The organism is Mycobacterium sp. NPDC050041, from assembly GCF_049541695.1.
In the GTDB taxonomy this organism is placed as follows: Bacteria; Actinomycetota; Actinomycetes; order Mycobacteriales; family Mycobacteriaceae; genus Mycobacterium.
Genome location: NZ_JBMVDG010000004.1, coordinates 64,393 through 81,769, shown reverse-complemented (window position 1 = coordinate 81,769; position 17,377 = coordinate 64,393). Strand labels below are relative to the sequence as shown.

Below are 17,377 nucleotides of genomic sequence, written 5' to 3'. Positions count from 1 at the left end.
GCCGAGGCGGTCGGCTTTCTCACAGCTCCAACATGACTGTTACCGGGCCGTCGTTCACCAGTTGCACTTTCATGTCCGCACCGAAGACTCCGGTGGCCACCTCCGCCCCGAGCGCCCGCAGCGCAGCGGCGAACACCGACACCAGCGGTTCGGCGACCGGCCGCGGCGCCGCCAGGTTCCAGCTGGGCCGCCGGCCCTTGACCGTATTGGCGTACAGAGTGAACTGGCTGACCACCAGGATCGGTGCGCCGACATCCGACGCCGATTGCTCCTCGTCGAGTATCCGCAGCTGCCACAGCTTCTCGGCCATCCTGCGGGCTTTGTCCTCGTCGTCGTCGTGCGTCACGCCGACCAATGCCAGCAGCCCCTGCCCGGCCGGCGTGATCTCACCGACCACCTCGCCGTCGACCTCGACGCTCGCCGATGTCACCCGTTGCACCAGTACTCGCATGCCCCCATCCTCCCCGGCCATGCGAAAGGGCCGGGCGGCCCCCGTACTGGGGATCCACCCGGCCCTTGCGGACGCGAGGACTTACACGTCGTAGTACAGCGCGAACTCGTACGGGTGCGGACGGATCTGCACCGGCATGATCTCGTTCTCCCGCTTGTAGGAGATCCAGGTCTCGATCAGGTCCTCGGTGAAAACGCCACCCTCGGTGAGGTACTCGTGATCCTCCTCGAGCCGGTCGATCACCGCCGACAGCGACGTGGGCGCCTGTGGGATGTTGGCGGCCTCGTCCGGCGGCAACTCGTAGAGGTCCTTGTCGATCGGGGCCTGCGGCTCCAGCTTGCGCTTGATGCCGTCGATGCCGGCCATCAGCATCGCCGCGAACGCCAGGTACGGGTTGCCCGAGCTGTCCGGGCAACGGAATTCGAGGCGCTTGGCCTTCGGGTTGTTGCCGGTGATCGGGATGCGCACACACGCCGAGCGGTTGCGCTGGCTGTACACCAGGTTGATCGGCGCCTCGTACCCCGGCACCAGGCGCTTGTAGGAGTTCACCGTCGGGTTGGTGAACGCCAGCAGCGACGGCGCGTGGTGCAGGATGCCGCCGATGTAGTGGCGGGCCAGATCCGACAGGCCGGCGTAGCCCGACTCGTCGTGGAACAACGGCTGGCCGTCCTTCCACAGCGACTGGTGGGCGTGCATCCCGGAGCCGTTGTCACCGAACAGCGGCTTGGGCATGAACGTCACGGTCTTGCCGCCCTGCCATGCGGTGTTCTTGATGATGTACTTGAACAGCAGCACGTCATCGGCCGCGTGCAGCAGCGTGTTGAATTTGTAGTTGATCTCGGCCTGGCCTGCGGTGCCCACCTCGTGGTGACCGCGCTCCAGCACGAACCCGGCGTTCTGCAGGTTGGTGGCCATCTGGTCGCGCAGGTCGACGTAGTGGTCGTACGGCGCCACGGGGAAGTAGCCGCCCTTGGGCCGCACCTTGTAACCGCGGTTCGGGCTGCCGTCGGCCTCCAGCGGCTCACCGGTGTTCCACCAGCCCGACTCCGAGTCGACCTCGTAGAAGGTGCCGTTGATCCGCGAGTCGAAGCTGACCGAGTCGAAGATGTAGAACTCCGCCTCGGCGCCGAAGAAGCACGTGTCGGCGATGCCGGTGCTGGTCAGGTAGTTCTCCGCCTTGCGGGCCACGTTGCGCGGATCGCGGGAGTAGGCCTCGCGGGTGAACGGATCGTGCACGAAGAAGTTCATGTTCAGCGTCTTGGCGGCGCGGAACGGGTCGATCTGCGCGGTCTCGGGATCGGGCAGCAGCATCATGTCCGACTCGTGAATGGACTGGAAGCCACGCACCGAGGAACCGTCGAATGCCAGTCCGTCTTCGAACACGCTCTCGTCGAATGCCGACGCCGGGATCGAGAAGTGCTGGACGACGCCGGGAAGATCGCAGAACCGGATGTCGACGTACTCGACACCCTCGTCCTTGATGGTCTTGAAGATGTCGTCGGGCGTAGTTTCTGCCACTAGGTTCTCTCCTTCACTGGTAACCCGCGCGTTGACGCTAGGGACACGATGTTGCACGGTCATCAACCGCATGTTGCGCCGAAGTTACGCAATCACACCGCGCACTCGTGACGGTCGGCGGCCTCGCGGCGCGTGTCAGGGGCGAGCCTATGCTGAGATCATGGCCCGCGAACCCGGTTCCCGCCTCGGATCGTGGCTCTCCGGCCCGGACCGGACTCAGGGCGCCGCCCCCGGTGAGAAGCCCAACGACTACCCCGGCCACCGGCTGGGCATGCCGGAGCGCGGCCCCGGATCGCTCGCCCGCTTCGGCCGCCGCATCGCCGCACTGATCGTCGACTGGCTGATCGCCTACGGGCTGGCCGGGCTGGCCATGGCGTTCGGCTGGGTGTCGCTCGCCATGCTGTCCACCGCCGTCCTGGTGGTCTGGTTCGTGCTCGGCGTCCTGTCCGTGCGCCTGTTCGGCTTCACGCCCGGTCAGTACGCACTCGGCCTGCACGTGGTGTCCGTCGACGGCCGCCTGCACGTCGGTGTGGGACGCGCCGCCGTGCGCGGACTCCTGATCTCGCTCATCATCCCGGCCCTGTTCACCGACAGCGACCTGCGCGGTCTGCAGGACCTGGCGACGAAGACCGCGGTGGTCAGACGCTAGCCGGCCCCGCGTCCCGTAACGCCGCTTCGGTCCGGCCGACGATCACCGCAGGGCGGTACCGCAGCATCTCGGCATTGACGTGAACGATGCGCCAGCCCAGTGCCGCGAGTCTGGCCCGCCGCTCGAGGTCGCGGTTGCGGATGGACGGGTCTGTCCAGTGTTGCGGCCCGTCGTACTCGACGCCGACCTTCCACCTGAGGTAGCCCATGTCGATGCGTCCCACGAACTCGTAGTGGTCGAAGACCTCGATCTGTGTGTGGGTCGGCCGGAGTCCTGCGGCAGTGAGCACCAGACGCGTGCGCGTCTCCTGCGGGGACTCGGCTCCGGCGTCGGACAGTGCAAGTGCCTTGCGCAACTGCACGATGCCGCGAGCGCCGCGATGACGTTCGGCGAGTGCATTGACGTCGACGGCGGTGAGTCGGGTCGCCTGCCTCAGCGCGTCGATGCGGACAACGGCGGTCGTCAGGCCCTTCCGGCGGCCGAGGTCGAACGCCGTCCGGGCGGGCGTGGTTGCGGGAACGCCGCGGGCGTGGCAGATCTCATCGTCGGCCAGGGCGTCACTGTGCAGGCGGATGCCTGTGGTCTTGTGCCGGCTGGACTGATTGAGCTCGGCGGGCAGTGTGGCGTCGATCCACTTGGCACCGTGCAGCGCCGCGGCCGAAAGTCCCGCGACAGTGGCACGCCTGCCCGACCAGAGCCACGCGCCGACGGCCTTGTCGGCGGCCGTGACCGCCTGCCCTCTCGGTACGTACACGTTGCGATAGAGCGCGTCGTGTCGAGTGGACAACTGGTACCTGTTGACCGCGCCGGCCGCGAGGGCCTCGGTGCCGAGGAAGGGCCACTCCACTCACGTACGACGGCGGCAGCGCCCGATGGGTTCCACCCACGAACGTGCGGTTGTGCTCGAATTTCCGGCCGGAACTCGCTCACGAGCTCACGTTCGGCGACTAGCGCCTGCGCACGGTGCGTTGCACGCCCCGCATCTTCGCCTGCGCGGGCAGCGGGCCCTTCGGCATCGCCGCCGGTCCGATCTTGGTGCCCAGGGCCGCCAGTTTGGACTCCAGCGTGTCCATCTGCTTGACGGTGATGTTGGCGGGCAGCTTGGTCAGGTGGCGTTCCAGCTTGGACAGCGGCACCTGACCGTCGCCGTTGCCGACGATGATGTCGTAGATCGGGGTGTCGCCGATGAGGCGGGCGGTGCGCTTCTTCTCCTGGGCGAGCAGCGGCTTGAGCCTGCCCGGCGACCCCTCGGCCACGAAGATCACTCCCGGCCTGCCGATCACCCGGTGCACGGCGTCGAAGTTGCCCGTCGCCGCGACGCCCGGCGTCACCCGCCACTTGCCCCGCAGGTTGTCCAGTGCCCACGCCGCCGCGCCCGTCTGGCCCTCGGCCTTGCGGTACACCGACTTCTGCGCGCGACGGCCGAAGATGATGAACGCGACCAGGGCGCCCAGCAGCACACCGAGCGGGATCAGCGTGTAGGTGGTGAACCCGCCGACGAGCACACCGACCGTCACCGACGCCGCCACGATCAGCACGAACGCGCCGATCATGTACGGCAGCAGCCGCTTGTCCTCTTTGCGCTGGATCTGGAATGCCTGCCACAGCTGGCCGCGGCGCTGCTTGGACGCCGCCTTGCGGGCTGCCTTCGCCTCCGCCTTGGCGGCCTTGGTAGCGGCCGGGTTGCGCGTCTTCGCCATCACATCAGGATACGGGTGGGCATTCGGCCGTCCGCAGGCTCTTCGCCTGCGAGTAGAGCCGGCCGGCGCGATACGACGACCGCACCAGCGGACCGGCCAGCACCCCGGCGAAGCCGACACCCTCGGCGAACTGCTGATGCTCTACGAACTCCTCCGGCCTTACCCAGCGCTCGACCGGGTGGTGCCGCAGCGACGGCCGCAGGTACTGGGTGATCGTGACGATGTCGCAGCCCGCCTCGTGCAGGTCGACGAGTGCGGTGCGCACCTCCTCGGGCGTCTCGCCCATACCGAGGATCAGGTTGCTCTTGGTGACCAGCCCCGCTGCCCGGGCCGACGTCAGGACGGCGAGGCTGCGGTCGTAGCGGAACGCCGGCCGGATTCGCTTGAAGATGCGCGGCACCGTTTCGACGTTGTGCGCCAACACCTCCGGTCGCGAGTCGAAGACCTCGCGGAGTTGCGCGGGGTCGCCGTTGAAGTCGGGGATCAGAAGTTCGACGCCGGTGTTGGGGTTCAGCGCCTTGATCTGGCGGACCGTTTCGGCGTAGAGCCAGGCGCCGCCGTCGGGCAGGTCGTCGCGCGCCACCCCGGTCACGGTCGAGTACCGCAGACCCATCGCCTGCACGCTCTCGGCGACGCGGCGCGGCTCGTCCCGGTCGAGGTCGGCGGGCTTACCGGTGTCGATCTGGCAGAAGTCGCAGCGCCGCGTGCACTGCTCGCCGCCGATCAGGAAGGTGGCCTCGCGGTCCTCCCAGCATTCGAAGATGTTGGGGCAGCCGGCCTCTTCGCAGACGGTGTGCAGGCCCTCGCGGCGGACGAGGCTCTTGAGCTCCTTGTACTCGGGGCCCATCTTCGCGCGCGTCTTGATCCACGGGGGTTTGCGTTCGATCGGAGTCTGGGCGTTGCGGACTTCCAGACGCAGGAGTTTGCGGCCGTCGGGAGCGATCGTCACTGCATCGATGCTACGCCCGGTGCGTCCGCCGCACCGACTGCGAGCCTGCCGTCCAGCGCGTCGCACACCGCGGCGGTCACCGGCCCGATCACGTCGTCCACCCCGACGTGTCGGCCCAGTTCGGCGGTCAGGGACGTCACCCCGGCGTCGGCGATTCCGCACGGGACGATGGTGCGGAAGGCGGTCAGATCGCAGTCGCAGTTGAGGGCGAACCCGTGCAGGGTGGTCGCGCGTGCCACCCGGATGCCGATCGCGCCGATCTTGCGGGCGGGCCGCATCCCCGCCCCGGCGTCGTCAGCGGGCAGCCAGACCCCGGACCGGCCCGGCACCCGGGTGGTGGCCAGGCCGAGGCCGGCGCAGACGGCGATCAACGCCTCCTCGAGGCGCCGGACGAAGTTCACCACGTCCAGCGGCTCGGCCAGCCCGATGATCGGGTACCCCACCAGCTGCCCGGGACCGTGCCAGGTGATCTTGCCGCCACGGTCGGTGTCGACCACCGGGGTGCCGTCCATCGGCCGTTCGTGCGGTTCGGTGCGCCTGCCCGCGGTGTAGACCGGGGGATGTTCGAGCAGCAGCAGCGTGTCGGGACCGCCAGCGATGCGTGCCTCGGCGGCCTCGCGCTGCAGCTGCCATGCGTCGAGGTAGTCGACGGTGCCGAGTCGGCGGACGTCGATCGGCGCGGCTCCGGAGCGGATGGAGACCTCCATGTGCACCAACGTACTCGGCGGCTACTCGTCCCGGCTCTGCGTCGCGTAGGCCAGCGCTTCACCGACGGTGTTGTGGTGGAACACGAATCCGGCCCGCTCCAGAGCGGCCGGGATGACGCGCTGGCCGGTCAGCAGACCCTCGTCGGCGAACTCGCCGAACGCCGCGCGTAGCGCGAACCCCGGCACCATCAGCGGCGTCGGCCGGTTGACGGCCCGGCCCATCGCCGTGGTGAACTCGGCGTTGGTGACCGGCGCCGGTCCGGCCATGTTCACCGGTCCGGACAGCCGGCCGTCGAAGATCGCGAACAGCAGCGCCCGGATCTCGTCCTCGAGGCTGATCCACGCCATGTACTGGCGTCCGTTGCCCAACCGCGCGCCGACCCCGAGCGAGAACAACGGCCGCAACCGGCCGAACAGCCCGCCTGATGGCGCCAGCACCAGGCCGGTGCGTGCCAGCACGACGCGGGCGCCGTCCTGTGCCGCCGGTGTGGTGGCGGCCTCCCAGTCACGGCACAGCTGCGCGAGGAATCCCTCGCCCGACGGTGCGGACTCGTCGGCGGCGCGGTCGCGGGTGTCGCCGTAATAGCCGACCGCGCTGGCATTGACGAGGACGGGCACCCCCGCCTCGACGACCGCCCCGGCCAGCACCTCGGTGGGTGCGATGCGGCTGTCGCGCAGGCTCTGCTTGAACGCGCCCGACCACCGCTTGTCGCCGACGCCGACCCCGCACAGGTTCACCACGGCGTCGACACCGCGCAGTGCACCGGCGTCGAATTCGCCCGCGTCGGGATTCCAGAACAGCTCGTCGGCGTTCGACGGGGCACGCCGCACGATCCGGATCACCCGGTGGTCGGCGGCGCGCAGCGCCGAGACCAGAGCCGAGCCGATCAGACCTGAGGATCCCGCAATTGCGATGACAGAGTCCGACACTGGGGGTTGGCTGCCCTTCTAGAGGCCGAGGTCAGCCTCGAACGCACCGTCCTCGAGGCGACGCTTGACGGTGGTCAGGAACCGGCCGGCGTCCGCACCGTCGATGAGCCGGTGGTCGTAGGTCAGCGGGAGATAGCTGATCGAGCGCACACCGATCGACTCGTTGCCGAACTCGTCGACGATCACCCGTGGCCGCTTGACGATCGCCCCGGTGCCCAGCATGGCCGCCTGCGGCGGCACCAGGATCGGAGTGTCGAACAACGCGCCCTGGCTGCCGATGTTGGTGATGGTGAACGTCCCGCCGGACAGATCCCCGGGCTTGAGGTCACCCGAGCGCGCGCGGGCGGCGATGTCCGCGATCGCCCGGGCCAGCCCGGCGAGCGACAGATCGCCGGCGTTCTTGATGACCGGAGACAGCAGACCCTGCTCGGTGTCCACCGCGAAGCCGAGGTGCTCGGCGTCGTAGTAGGTGATCTCCTTGGTGTCCTCGTTGTAGCTGGCGTTGACGTTCGGGTGCTGCTTGAGCGCGTCGATCACCGCGCGGGCGATGAACGGCAGATAGGTGAGGTTGACACCCTCACGCTCGGCGAAGTCCTTCTTCGCCCGCGCCCGCAGCGCCACGATCCTGGTCATGTCGACCTCGTGCGTCTGCGTCAATTGCGCTGTCGCCTGCAGAGATTCACGCGTCTTCTTGGCCGTCAGCTGACGGATCCGGGTGGCCTTCTGCGTGGTGCCGCGCAGATGGGCCAGCGGCGCGTCGGCGGCGTTGGCGTCGGCGCCTGCCATCGCCGCGGCCGGCGCCTTGGACGGCGCCTCGGCGGCCTCCTCGGTGTCGGACTTCGGAGCCTTCTTGGCCTCCGCGGCGGCGAGCACGTCCTGCTTGCGGATCCGGCCACCCACACCGGTGCCCTTGACCGACGAAAGGTCGACGTCGTTCTCCGAGGCCAGCTTGCGCACCAGCGGGGTGACGTAGGGCGCGCCGTCCGACGACGCCTCGCCGTCCTGCTCGGGCTCTGGCTTCTTCTCCTGCTTGGGCTCGGGCTTCTCTTCTGGCTCGGACTCCTGCTTGGACTCCTGCTTCTTCTCCTGCTTGGGCTCGGGCTTCTCTTCTGGCTCGGACTCCTGCTTGGAATCCTGCTTCTTCTCCTGCTTGGGTTCCGACTTCTTTTCCTGCTTGGGCTCGGGCTTCTCTTCCGGCTCGGGCTCCTCTTCAGGCTCCTGCTTCTTTTCCTGCTTGGGTTCCGGCTTCTCTTCCGGCTCCGGCTCGGCCTCGGGTTCGGGCTCCGGCTCGGGTTCGTCGGATGCCTCCGCGTCGGCGTCGCCGATCTTCGCCAGTTCCCCGCCCACCTCGACGGTGTCGTCCTCCTCGGCGGTGATGGAGACCAGCGTGCCCGCCACCGGCGACGGGATCTCGGTGTCCACCTTGTCGGTGGAGACCTCGAGCAGCGGCTCGTCCACCTCGACGCTGTCGCCGACCTTCTTGAGCCACCGGGTCACGGTGCCCTCGGTGACGGACTCACCGAGTTCCGGCATGACGACCGGCGTCGCCGAGCCCGACGACTTCGACGACTTGGCGGCAGGCTTCGACTCGGGTTCCGGCTCGGACTCCTCGTCATCCGACTCGTCGGAATCCTCCGACTCCTCGGCCGCCTCCTCGGGCTGCGACTCCGGCTCCTCGGCCGGCTCCTCCTCTTCGGCCGGCTCCCCGTCGCCGGAGTCAGCGGAGTCCTCGTCACCGGAATCGTCGCCGGAGTCCGACGACCCACCCTCGTCGTCACCGTCGTCACCGTCGTCGGCGTCGCCGATCACCGCGAGCTCGCCGCCGACCTCGACCGTGTCGTCCTCCTGCGCGACGATCTTCTTCAGCACACCCGCGGCCGGTGACGGGATCTCGGTGTCCACCTTGTCGGTGGAGACCTCGAGTAACGGCTCGTCCTGTTCGACGGTGTCACCCTCTTGTTTGAGCCAGCGGGTGACGGTCCCCTCGGTGACGCTCTCACCGAGTGCGGGCATCTCAACAGTGACGGCCATGGGTGTTGGCTCCTTCGCACGAGCAGTCGCAGGGGTAGGCGAATGTCGTTCCCCATCCTTCCACGTTCACTCCTTCCGTTCGCCGCAGACTCGTGTACTCGCCGCTCTGGCACTATCGAAAGAGACGAAAGCCCCGCGTGGGCGCGCAGAACGGGGGAGAGGAGGAGGGCCGAGGTGGGACTGTTCAGCAGATTGCGCGGCCGCCGATCGGCACGCGGCGACGGCCGCGACCCGGCCGCCGACCTCAGGTACCTCCGGCAGTGGGTCGCCGAACACACCGGCGTCGAGGCTTTCGTCGAACCGAAGACCACGGTCACCGAGGTGACCGTCGTGCTGGTGGCCGCCGACGGCGAATGGACGCGTCGTCGCGCCGGCGGCGACGCGGGTGCCCGCCGGTTGAGCGAGCGGTTGAACATCCCGGTCTACGACGTCCAGAAGGTCGGCTATCCGCAGCGGATGCGCGACTACGACGCGCGCCGGCGCATCGAACGCAAGCGTGCGGCCCGCCGGGAGCTCGACGACCGCTGACGCCGTGGCAGGGTGGGGCCGGTGAGCGCACATCGTGACCCGGCCGCGCGGTTCGTCGACAGCACCGACGACGTCCGCCTGGCCGTCTTCGAAGAAGGCAATCCCGACGGTCCGGCCGTCGTGCTGGTGCACGGCTGGCCGGACACCCACGTGCTGTGGGACGGCGTGGCGGCGCAGCTGGGCGACGACTTCCGGATCATCCGCTACGACAGCCGCGGCGCCGGGCAGTCGTCGGGCCCGAAGTCGGCGAAGGCGTACACCATGGCGCACTTCGCCGAGGACTTCGCGGCCGTCGTCGATGCGCTGGCGCCCGGCGAGACCGTGCACGTGCTCGCGCACGACTGGGGCTCGACGAGTGTCTGGGAGTACCTCCTTCGCCCCGAGGCACGCGACCGCGTCGCCTCGTTCACGTCGGTGTCCGGACCGGCCCTGGACCACCTGCTGCGCTACTTCCGCGACGCGTTGGTCCGTCCGTATCGGCCGGGGATGTTCGCGGGTGCGGTCGATCAGGCGCTGCGACTGACCTACATGGCGGTGTTCTCGGTGCCGCTGCTCACACCGATCGCGATGCGGCTGTTCCTGGCCGCCGCGATCCGCAGGCTGGCCATCGCCCCGCACGTCGGCAGCGACCGGGTCCGTCATGCCGACAGCTTCAGCGCTGACGCGGCGAACGGCCTGAAGGTGTACCGCGCGAACTTCTTTCCCTCGATTCGACGCGGTAGGAACGATCACCACGTCGACGTGCCGGTGCAGTTGATCGTCAACACCCGCGACCGCTGGGTGCGCCCGCACTCCTACCGGTACACCGCGCGGTGGGTGCCGCGGCTGTGGCGCCGCGACCTGCAGGCCGGCCACTGGTCCCCGATGTCGCACCCGCAGTTCCTGGCCCGTGCCGTGCGTCAGTTGGCGAACCACGTCGACGGTGCGCCCGCCGACCGCGAGCTGCTCCGCGCCGACGTCCACCGGCACCGCGAATCATTCGGCGACACCTTGGTTTCGGTCACCGGCGCCGGTAGCGGAATCGGACGGGAGACCGCGCTGGCGTTCGCCGCCGAAGGGGCCGAGGTCATCGTCAGCGACATCGACGCGGCAAGCGCGAAGGACACCGCGGCGCGGGTGGCCGCGCTCGGCGGGGTGGCACACGCCTACGTGCTCGACGTCGCCGACGCCGCGGCGGTCGAGCGCTTCGCCGAGGAGGTGACCGCGGCTCACGGCGTGCCCGACATCGTGGTCAACAACGCCGGTATCGGCCAGGCCGGCCGCTTCCTCGACACGCCGGCCGAGGAGTGGGGCCGCGTGCTCGACGTCAACCTCGGCGGAGTCGTGAACTGCTGCAGGGCCTTTGCGCCCCGACTCGTCGACCGCGGCGCAGGCGGCCACATCGTCAACGTCTCGTCGATGGCGGCCTACGCGCCGCTGCAGTCGCTGAACGCCTACTGCACCAGCAAGGCGGCGGTGTACATGTTCTCCGACTGTCTGCGCGCCGAACTCGCCGAAGCCGGTGTCGGGCTGACCACCATCTTCCCCGGTGTCATCGACACCAACATCGTGCACACCACGAGATTTGCTGCGCCGCAAGACAAAACGACGCAGGTAGCGGGTCGCCGAGCGCAGCTCGAACGGGCGTTCCAGCTACGGCGCTACGGTCCCGACAAGGTCGCGAAGGCGATCGTGTCCGCGGTGCGCAAGGACAGGGCGCTGCGGCCCGTCGCACCGGAAGCCCATCTGCTCTACGGGCTGTCGCGGGTGGCGCCGCAGGTGCTGCGCAGCACCGCTCGCGGCCGGGTGCTGTAGCTGCGCCCCCGCCGTGCGCGGCTAACCGTTCGCCGCGATGTCCTCTAGGACGGCGAACAGGGTCCGGGTGGGCACCCCGGTGCCGCCCTTGCCGGTGTACCCCCACGGCCCGCCGGTGTTGTACGCCGGGCCTGCGACGTCGATGTGCGCCCACTGGACGCCGTCGGCGACGAATTCGCGCAGGTAGGTCCCCGCGACGAGCATGCCCGCGTAGCGCGAACCGCTGACGTTGGCCAGGTCGGCCACCGCCGACTTCAGGTCGTCCTTGAGCTCTTCGGGCAGCGGCATCGCCCAGCCGTTCTCACCGACCCCCTGCGACAACCGCGCCACCCGGTCACGGAAGTCGTCGCTGCCCATCACGCCCGGCGTGCGCGCGCCCAGCGCGACGGTCTGCGCACCGGTCAGCGTCGACGTCTCGATCAGGTAGTCCGGCCCGTCCTCACAGGCCCGCACGATCGCGTCGGCCAGGATCAGCCGGCCCTCGGCATCGGTGTTGAGCACCTCGACGGTGATGCCGCCGTACTGGGTCAGCACGTCACCGGGACGCTGCGCCGTCGACGACGGCATGTTCTCGGCCATCGGCACCGTCGCGATCACGTCGATCGGCAGCTTCTGCTGGGCGGCCAGCACGACGGTCGCGATGACCGCGGCCGCGCCGCCCATGTCCGAGGTCATGTGGTGCATGTTCGCCGCCGGCTTGATCGAGATGCCGCCGGTGTCGAACGTGATGCCCTTGCCGACCAGCGCGACGCGCTTGCCGCTCCGCTTGGCGCCCTTGTGACTCAACCGGACCAGCCGCGGCGGGCGCGACGAACCCTTGCCGACGCCGACGATGCCGCCGTAGCCCGACTTGGTCAGCGCCTTGTCGTCGAGCACCTCGACGGTCAGGCCGGCCGCCTCACCCAGCGCCTTGGCCCGCTTGGCGAACTCGTCGGGGAACAGGTGACTCGGCGGGGTGTTGACGAAGTCGCGTGCGGTGGCCACCGCGGTGGCGATCGCCGCGGCTCGCTCGACGGCGGCCTTGGTCGCCCCCTTGGTGTCGGCGGCCAGCACCGTGATCGTGCGCAGGCCGCCGTCCTTGGGCGCGGTCTTCTCGCTGCGGATGCCCGCGAACCGGTAGGCGCCCAGGACCAGGCCCTCGACGGCGGCGTCCAGATCGACCGCCGACAGCGTGGTCGCGGCGGCCGCCACCCTGTCCAGTGACCTCGCCGCGACACCCGCCGCCCGCCGGACCGTGTCGGCCGGCCACTCGTCGCGTGACTTGCCCAGTCCCACCGTCAGCACGCTGGCCACCGGCAGCGAGGGGACGGCGAGCCGGTGGGTCTGCCCCTCGGCACCGGTCCCGCCGACCGCGCGCAGCGCCGCCTCGATCTCGCGCACGGCGTCTGCGGGCAGATGCGAGCCCGCGTCGAGCACCGACGGCGCGTCGTCGCCGCTGACGACGGGCACGATCAGCACCGTCTCGTCCACCCCCCGGCGGGGAAGCGAGGAGGCGACGGTCACGGCGGGGGACTGGTATCCGGTGTTCGCGGGGCTCACGAGCGTCCACCCTAAGGTGTGAAGGGTGAGCGACACCCTGCATGGCCCACTCGAAGACCGTCATCGCCGGCTCGGCGCGAACTTCGCGGAGTTCGGCGGCTGGTTGATGCCGGTGTCCTACGCCGGCACCGTCGGCGAGCACACCGCGACGCGCACCGCCGTCGGGCTGTTCGACGTCAGCCACCTGGGCAAGGCCCTCGTACGCGGCCCCGGCGCCGCCGAGTACGTCAACTCCGCACTCACCAACGACCTCAACCGGATCGGACCGGGCAAGGCGCAGTACACGTTGTGCTGCAACGAAACCGGCGGTGTGATCGACGATTTGATCGCCTACTACGTCAGTGACGACGAGATCTTCCTGGTGCCCAACGCCGCCAACACCGCGGCGGTGGTGGCGGCGCTGCAGGACGCTGCCCCGGACGGCCTCACCATCACCGACGAGCACCGGTCCTACGGTGTGCTCGCGGTGCAGGGACCGAAGTCGGCCCAGGTGCTCGACGGGCTGGGCCTGCCCACCGACATGGACTACATGGGATACGCCGACGCCGAGTTCCGCGGCGTCCCGGTGCGGGTGTGCCGGACCGGTTACACCGGCGAACAGGGTTACGAGCTGCTGCCGCCATGGGACGGCGCAGCGACGGTGTTCGACGCCCTGGTCGACGCGGTCACCGCGGCGGACGGCCAGCTCGCCGGCCTCGGCGCCCGCGACACCCTGCGTACCGAGATGGGGTATCCGCTGCACGGCCACGAACTGTCGCTCGACATCTCACCGCTGCAGGCGCGCTGTAACTGGGCCGTCGGCTGGCGCAAAGAGGCGTTCTGGGGCCGCGACGCGCTGGTGGCGGAGAAGGAGGCCGGGCCGCGCCGATTGCTGCGTGGCCTGCGGGCGGTGGGCCGCGGGGTGCTGCGCCAGGACCTCACGGTGCTCGACGGCGACACCCCCGTCGGCATCACCACATCCGGAACCTATTCTCCGACACTGAAAGCCGGCATCGCACTGGCGCTCATCGACACGGCGCACGACATCGCCGACGGGCAGCGGGTCGCGGTCGACGTACGCGGCCGCCCGGTCGAGTGCGAGGTGGTCAAGACGCCGTTCGTAGCGGCAAAAACCCGGTAGCGTCCGGTTATACAATCGGCCCATGACTGACGGCCCCCTCGAGTTCATCGTCGATCGCAACGCGGATCCGGCGAGTGACGAGGTGAAGGCCGCCATCCTGGCCAATCCCGGGTTCGGGAAGCATCACACCGACCACATGGTCTCGATCGACTACGTCGCAGGCCCGGGCTGGCACAACCCGAGGGTGCTGCCCTACGGGCCCATCGAACTCGACCCGTCCGCGGTGGTCCTGCACTACGCCCAGGAGATCTTCGAGGGCCTCAAGGCCTACCGATGGGCCGACGGATCGGTGGTGTCCTTCCGAGCGGACGCCAATGCGGCGCGGCTGCGGTCCTCGGCGCGCCGGCTGGCCATCCCGGAACTGCCCGACGAGGTCTTCCTCGAGTCGCTGCGGCAACTGATCGCCGTCGACCAGTCGTGGGTGCCGCCCGCCGGCGGTGAGGAGTCGCTGTACCTGCGGCCGTTCGTCTTCGCCACCGAACCGGGTCTCGGGGTGCGACCGGCGACCGAGTACCGCTACATGGTGATCGGCTCGCCCGCCGGCGCGTACTTCCCCCGCGGCATCAGGCCGGTGAGCGTGTGGCTGTCCCACGAATACGTGCGGGCGTCACCCGGTGGCACCGGCGCGGCCAAGTTCGGTGGCAACTACGCCGCCTCGCTGCTGGCCCAGGCCGAGGCCGCCGACCACGGATGCGACCAGGTGGTGTGGCTGGACGCCATCGAACGCCGCTACGTCGAGGAGATGGGCGGCATGAACCTGTTCTTCGTGTTCGGCAGCGGAGGATCCGCGCGGCTGGTGACGCCCGAGCTGAGCGGGTCGCTGCTGCCGGGTATCACCCGGAATTCGTTGCTGCAGTTGGCCACCGACGCCGGGTTCGCGGTCGAGGAACGTAAGATCGACGTCGACGAGTGGCAGAAGAAGGCCGCCGCGGGGGAGATCACCGAGGTGTTCGCGTGCGGCACCGCGGCGGTGATCACCCCGGTCAGCCACGTCAAGCACACCGACGGGGAGTTCACCATCGCCGACGGCGAACCCGGCGAGGTCACCATGGCGCTGCGCGACACGTTGACCGGCATCCAGCGCGGCACCTTCGCCGACACCCACGGCTGGATGACGCGGCTCGTCTAGCCTACGGCCAGGCCGACCGCCACGACGGTGGTGGTGACCTCGACCACCGCGCCGAGCACGTCGCCGGTGACGCCGCCGAACCGCCGCACGCAGTGCCGCACCAGCAGCGCGGCGACGCCGAACGCGACCAGCACGGCCACCGGGCCCTGCCACGGTTGCGCACCTGCGGGAACCGACAGCGCTGCCACGGCGAGGATCCACGCCGACACCACGGCCACCGGTTGGCTGCCCGCCACCTGGGCGCCCAGTGCGCTGCCCTCGGCCGCGGGCACGCCTCGCCGGCAGGCCAGCACCGCCGCCACCCGGCCCGCGGTCACCGCGGTGAGCACCGCCAGCCAGCCCGGCGGGCCGGTGTTCGGCTCGGCGAAGGCCAGCGCCTGCACGAGGATGGTCACCACCACGGCGGCGGCGCCGAACGGACCTGCGGCACCGTCGCGCATCACCGCCAGCGCGCGTTCCGGCGGCCCGTAGCACCCCAGCGCGTCGACGGTGTCGGACAGCCCGTCGATGTGCATCCCGCGGGTCGCCAGCAGCAGCACCGCCACGGTCAGCGCGCCGGCCAGTGGGCTGTGGTCACCGAACGCCCATGACCCGGCCGCCAGCGTCGCGGCCGCCACCGCCCCGAGCGTGAGGCCGACCACCGGCAGCGCGGTCAGCACGCCTCGGCCCAGCGGCGCGGTCCACCGCGCGGGCAGCGGCAACACGGTGCCGAACGTGAGTGCGCCGCCGATCGCGCGGATCATGGTGGGTCGCTGGAGATCCCGGCCTCGCCGAACGTCGCCATGTCGGTCAGCGCGGCGACAGCGGCCCTGACCACCGGCAGTGCCACGGCGGCGCCGGTGCCCTCGCCGAGGCGCATCCGCAGATCCAGGATCGGGTCGAGGTCGAGGTCGGCGAGTGCGAGCGCATGAGCCGGTTCCGTTGAGCGGTGCCCGGCCTGCCACCACAGCCGCGCGCCCGGCGCCATCCGGTCGGCGACCAGCGCGGCCGCGGTCACCACCAGACCGTCGAGCAGCAGGGGAGTGCGCCGCACCGCGGCCTGGGCGCAGAACGCCGCCATCGCCGCGATGTCGGCCCCGCCGCACACCCGCAGCAGCGCCGACGGATCCGCCGTCACGTCGCGGGCGCGGTACAGCGCGTCGCGCACGGCCGCGGTCTTGCGGGCCCACCCGGCGTCGTCGATGCCGGTGCCCCGGCCCACCGCGGCGACCGGTTCGGTCCCGGTCAGTGCGGCCACCAGAATCGTTGCCGCCGTGGTGTTCCCGATGCCCATGTCGCCGGCGATCAGCAGGTCCGCCCCGGCGTCGACCTCCTCGTCGGCGATGCGGCGGCCCGCCTCGAGCGCCGCGGCGACCTCCTCGGCGCTCAGCGCGTCCTCGACCGCGAGGTTGCCGCTGCCCCTGCGCACCTTGTGGGCGCCGACCGCCTGCGACAGCGGGGTGTCCACGTCGACGGCGATGTCGACGACGCGTAGCCCGGCACCGGCCACGTCGGCCAGCGCGTTGATCGCCGCGCCGCCGCCCGCGATGTTGGCCACCATCTGCGCGGTCACCTCGGCGGGGTAGGCCGACACCCCGGCCTGCGCCACGCCGTGGTCGCCTGCGAACACCACCACCCGGGGCCGGACGAACTGGCGCGGCGGGCAGACGCCCTGGCAGGCGGCCACCCACACCGCCAAGTCCTCGAGGCGGCCCAACGCCCTGCGCGGTTTCGTCAGCACGTCCTGGCGGTCGCGCGCCGCGGCGGCCGCCACCGGATCCGGCGGGTCGACCGCGCCGGCCTCTGATCCCGTCACGACGGGTCCTTGACCGGTACGGGCTGACCGGCGACCACCAGGACCACCCGGTCGCACTCGTCGGCCAGCCGCTGGTTCAGCTCGCCCAGTTCGTCGGCGAAGCGGCGACCGGCCTCGGTGGCGGGCACCACGGTCAGTCCGACCTCCGGACTGACCAGCACCAGCGGCGAGGTCACGGCCGCGACGGCGGCCAGCAGGTCCGAGACGTCGCCGCCGACCGCGCCGCCCGACCAGGCGTCACGGCGGTCCATCACGGCGGTCAGCCAGCCACCGATGTCGTCGACCAGGGTCGCGGTCGACGCGTCGGTGTGCAGCGCTGCTGCGACATCGGTGGTCTCGACCGTGGACCAATGCGCGGGGCGCCGGTCGCGGTGTTCGGCGATGCGGTGCGCCCAGCCGGCGTCGTCGGGACCGGTGGGCCGGGCGCCGGTGGCCACGTAACGGACCGGTGCATCGCCCGCGGCCGCGGCGACGGCGTGTTCAGCCCACCGCGACTTGCCCGACCGGATACCGCCGAGCACCAGGATGCGCACCGCG

General features: G+C 70.3%; 17 protein-coding genes. 5 read left to right on the top strand and 12 right to left on the bottom strand.

Annotation, left to right across the window (positions count from 1 at the left end; genetic code table 11):
* Window positions 1-19: 19 nt before the first annotated feature.
* A complete protein-coding gene (dtd, locus tag ACPCHZ_RS14855; RefSeq protein WP_423485446.1) occupies window positions 20-451 on the bottom strand; it encodes a D-aminoacyl-tRNA deacylase in 432 nt (143 codons plus the stop codon).
* 81 nt (window positions 452-532) lie between these two features.
* Window positions 533-1,969 carry a type I glutamate--ammonia ligase gene (gene glnA, locus ACPCHZ_RS14850; RefSeq protein WP_423485445.1) on the bottom strand — a complete coding sequence of 479 codons (1,437 nt, stop codon included), beginning with the start codon at window positions 1,967-1,969 and terminating at the stop codon, window positions 533-535.
* A 160-nt stretch (window positions 1,970-2,129) separates the two neighbouring features.
* On the opposite strand from glnA, the gene ACPCHZ_RS14845 reads away from it, so the two are divergent.
* Window positions 2,130-2,618, top strand: coding sequence for an RDD family protein (locus tag ACPCHZ_RS14845; RefSeq protein ID WP_423485444.1), 489 nt, complete (start codon window positions 2,130-2,132; stop codon window positions 2,616-2,618).
* On the opposite strand, the gene ACPCHZ_RS14840 is transcribed toward ACPCHZ_RS14845, so the two are convergent.
* From ACPCHZ_RS14840 to sucB, 6 genes are all read right to left on the bottom strand, one after another.
* On the bottom strand, window positions 2,608-3,465 hold the full coding sequence (locus tag ACPCHZ_RS14840) for a hypothetical protein (RefSeq protein WP_423485443.1): 858 nt from the start codon (window positions 3,463-3,465) through the stop codon (window positions 2,608-2,610). The two genes, ACPCHZ_RS14845 and ACPCHZ_RS14840, sit on opposite strands and share 11 nt — an antisense overlap.
* 100 nt (window positions 3,466-3,565) lie before the next feature.
* The gene (locus ACPCHZ_RS14835; protein ID WP_364981232.1) at window positions 3,566-4,318 is read right to left on the bottom strand and encodes a DUF4191 domain-containing protein; all 753 of its coding nucleotides are present in this window, start codon (window positions 4,316-4,318) and stop codon (window positions 3,566-3,568) included.
* Between the two features lie 4 nt (window positions 4,319-4,322).
* On the bottom strand, window positions 4,323-5,267 hold the full coding sequence (lipA, locus tag ACPCHZ_RS14830; protein WP_423485442.1) for a lipoyl synthase: 945 nt from the start codon (window positions 5,265-5,267) through the stop codon (window positions 4,323-4,325).
* A complete protein-coding gene (lipB, locus tag ACPCHZ_RS14825) occupies window positions 5,264-5,974 on the bottom strand; it encodes a lipoyl(octanoyl) transferase LipB (RefSeq protein ID WP_423485441.1) in 711 nt (236 codons plus the stop codon). The genes lipA and lipB overlap by 4 nt, the downstream gene beginning before the upstream one ends.
* Before the next feature lie 21 nt (window positions 5,975-5,995).
* Complete coding sequence (locus tag ACPCHZ_RS14820; protein ID WP_423485440.1) at window positions 5,996-6,904, bottom strand: TIGR01777 family oxidoreductase; 909 nt, start codon at window positions 6,902-6,904, stop codon at window positions 5,996-5,998.
* Window positions 6,905-6,922: 18 nt separating this feature from the next.
* Window positions 6,923-8,935: a 2-oxoglutarate dehydrogenase, E2 component, dihydrolipoamide succinyltransferase gene (gene sucB, locus ACPCHZ_RS14815; RefSeq protein WP_423485439.1), complete on the bottom strand. Its 2,013-nt coding sequence runs from the start codon at window positions 8,933-8,935 to the stop codon at window positions 6,923-6,925.
* 174 nt (window positions 8,936-9,109) lie between these two features.
* On the opposite strand from sucB, the gene ACPCHZ_RS14810 reads away from it, so the two are divergent.
* Both ACPCHZ_RS14810 and ACPCHZ_RS14805 read left to right on the top strand, forming a co-directional pair.
* Window positions 9,110-9,463 carry an oxidoreductase gene (locus ACPCHZ_RS14810; protein WP_423485438.1) on the top strand — a complete coding sequence of 118 codons (354 nt, stop codon included), beginning with the start codon at window positions 9,110-9,112 and terminating at the stop codon, window positions 9,461-9,463.
* Between the two features lie 21 nt (window positions 9,464-9,484).
* A complete protein-coding gene (locus ACPCHZ_RS14805) occupies window positions 9,485-11,257 on the top strand; it encodes an SDR family oxidoreductase (RefSeq protein WP_423485437.1) in 1,773 nt (590 codons plus the stop codon).
* Between the two features lie 21 nt (window positions 11,258-11,278).
* Here the strand turns inward: ACPCHZ_RS14805 and ACPCHZ_RS14800 are convergent, their stop codons facing one another.
* Entirely contained in the window at window positions 11,279-12,796 is a 1,518-nt protein-coding gene (locus ACPCHZ_RS14800) for a leucyl aminopeptidase (protein WP_423485436.1), read from the bottom strand.
* Window positions 12,797-12,821: 25 nt separating this feature from the next.
* Here ACPCHZ_RS14800 and gcvT point away from each other — a divergent pair, with 25 nt between their 5' ends.
* Both gcvT and ACPCHZ_RS14790 read left to right on the top strand, forming a co-directional pair.
* The gene (gene gcvT, locus ACPCHZ_RS14795) at window positions 12,822-13,916 is read left to right on the top strand and encodes a glycine cleavage system aminomethyltransferase GcvT (RefSeq protein ID WP_423485435.1); all 1,095 of its coding nucleotides are present in this window, start codon (window positions 12,822-12,824) and stop codon (window positions 13,914-13,916) included.
* 22 nt (window positions 13,917-13,938) lie between these two features.
* Window positions 13,939-15,045, top strand: coding sequence for a branched-chain amino acid aminotransferase (locus ACPCHZ_RS14790; protein WP_423485434.1), 1,107 nt, complete (start codon window positions 13,939-13,941; stop codon window positions 15,043-15,045).
* On the opposite strand, the gene ACPCHZ_RS14785 is transcribed toward ACPCHZ_RS14790, so the two are convergent.
* The 3 genes from ACPCHZ_RS14785 to ACPCHZ_RS14775 are packed head-to-tail and all read right to left on the bottom strand — an operon-like array spanning window position 15,042 to window position 17,373.
* Window positions 15,042-15,788, bottom strand: coding sequence for an adenosylcobinamide-GDP ribazoletransferase (locus ACPCHZ_RS14785; RefSeq protein WP_423485433.1), 747 nt, complete (start codon window positions 15,786-15,788; stop codon window positions 15,042-15,044). The genes ACPCHZ_RS14790 and ACPCHZ_RS14785 overlap by 4 nt on opposite strands.
* Window positions 15,785-16,840 (bottom strand): nicotinate-nucleotide--dimethylbenzimidazole phosphoribosyltransferase, encoded by a 1,056-nt coding sequence (gene cobT, locus ACPCHZ_RS14780; protein WP_423485432.1) that lies wholly within the window; start codon window positions 16,838-16,840, stop codon window positions 15,785-15,787. Before cobT ends, ACPCHZ_RS14785 begins: the two co-directional genes overlap by 4 nt.
* Window positions 16,837-17,373, bottom strand: coding sequence for a bifunctional adenosylcobinamide kinase/adenosylcobinamide-phosphate guanylyltransferase (locus tag ACPCHZ_RS14775; protein WP_423485431.1), 537 nt, complete (start codon window positions 17,371-17,373; stop codon window positions 16,837-16,839). The genes cobT and ACPCHZ_RS14775 overlap by 4 nt, the downstream gene beginning before the upstream one ends.
* Window positions 17,374-17,377: the final 4 nt, after the last annotated feature.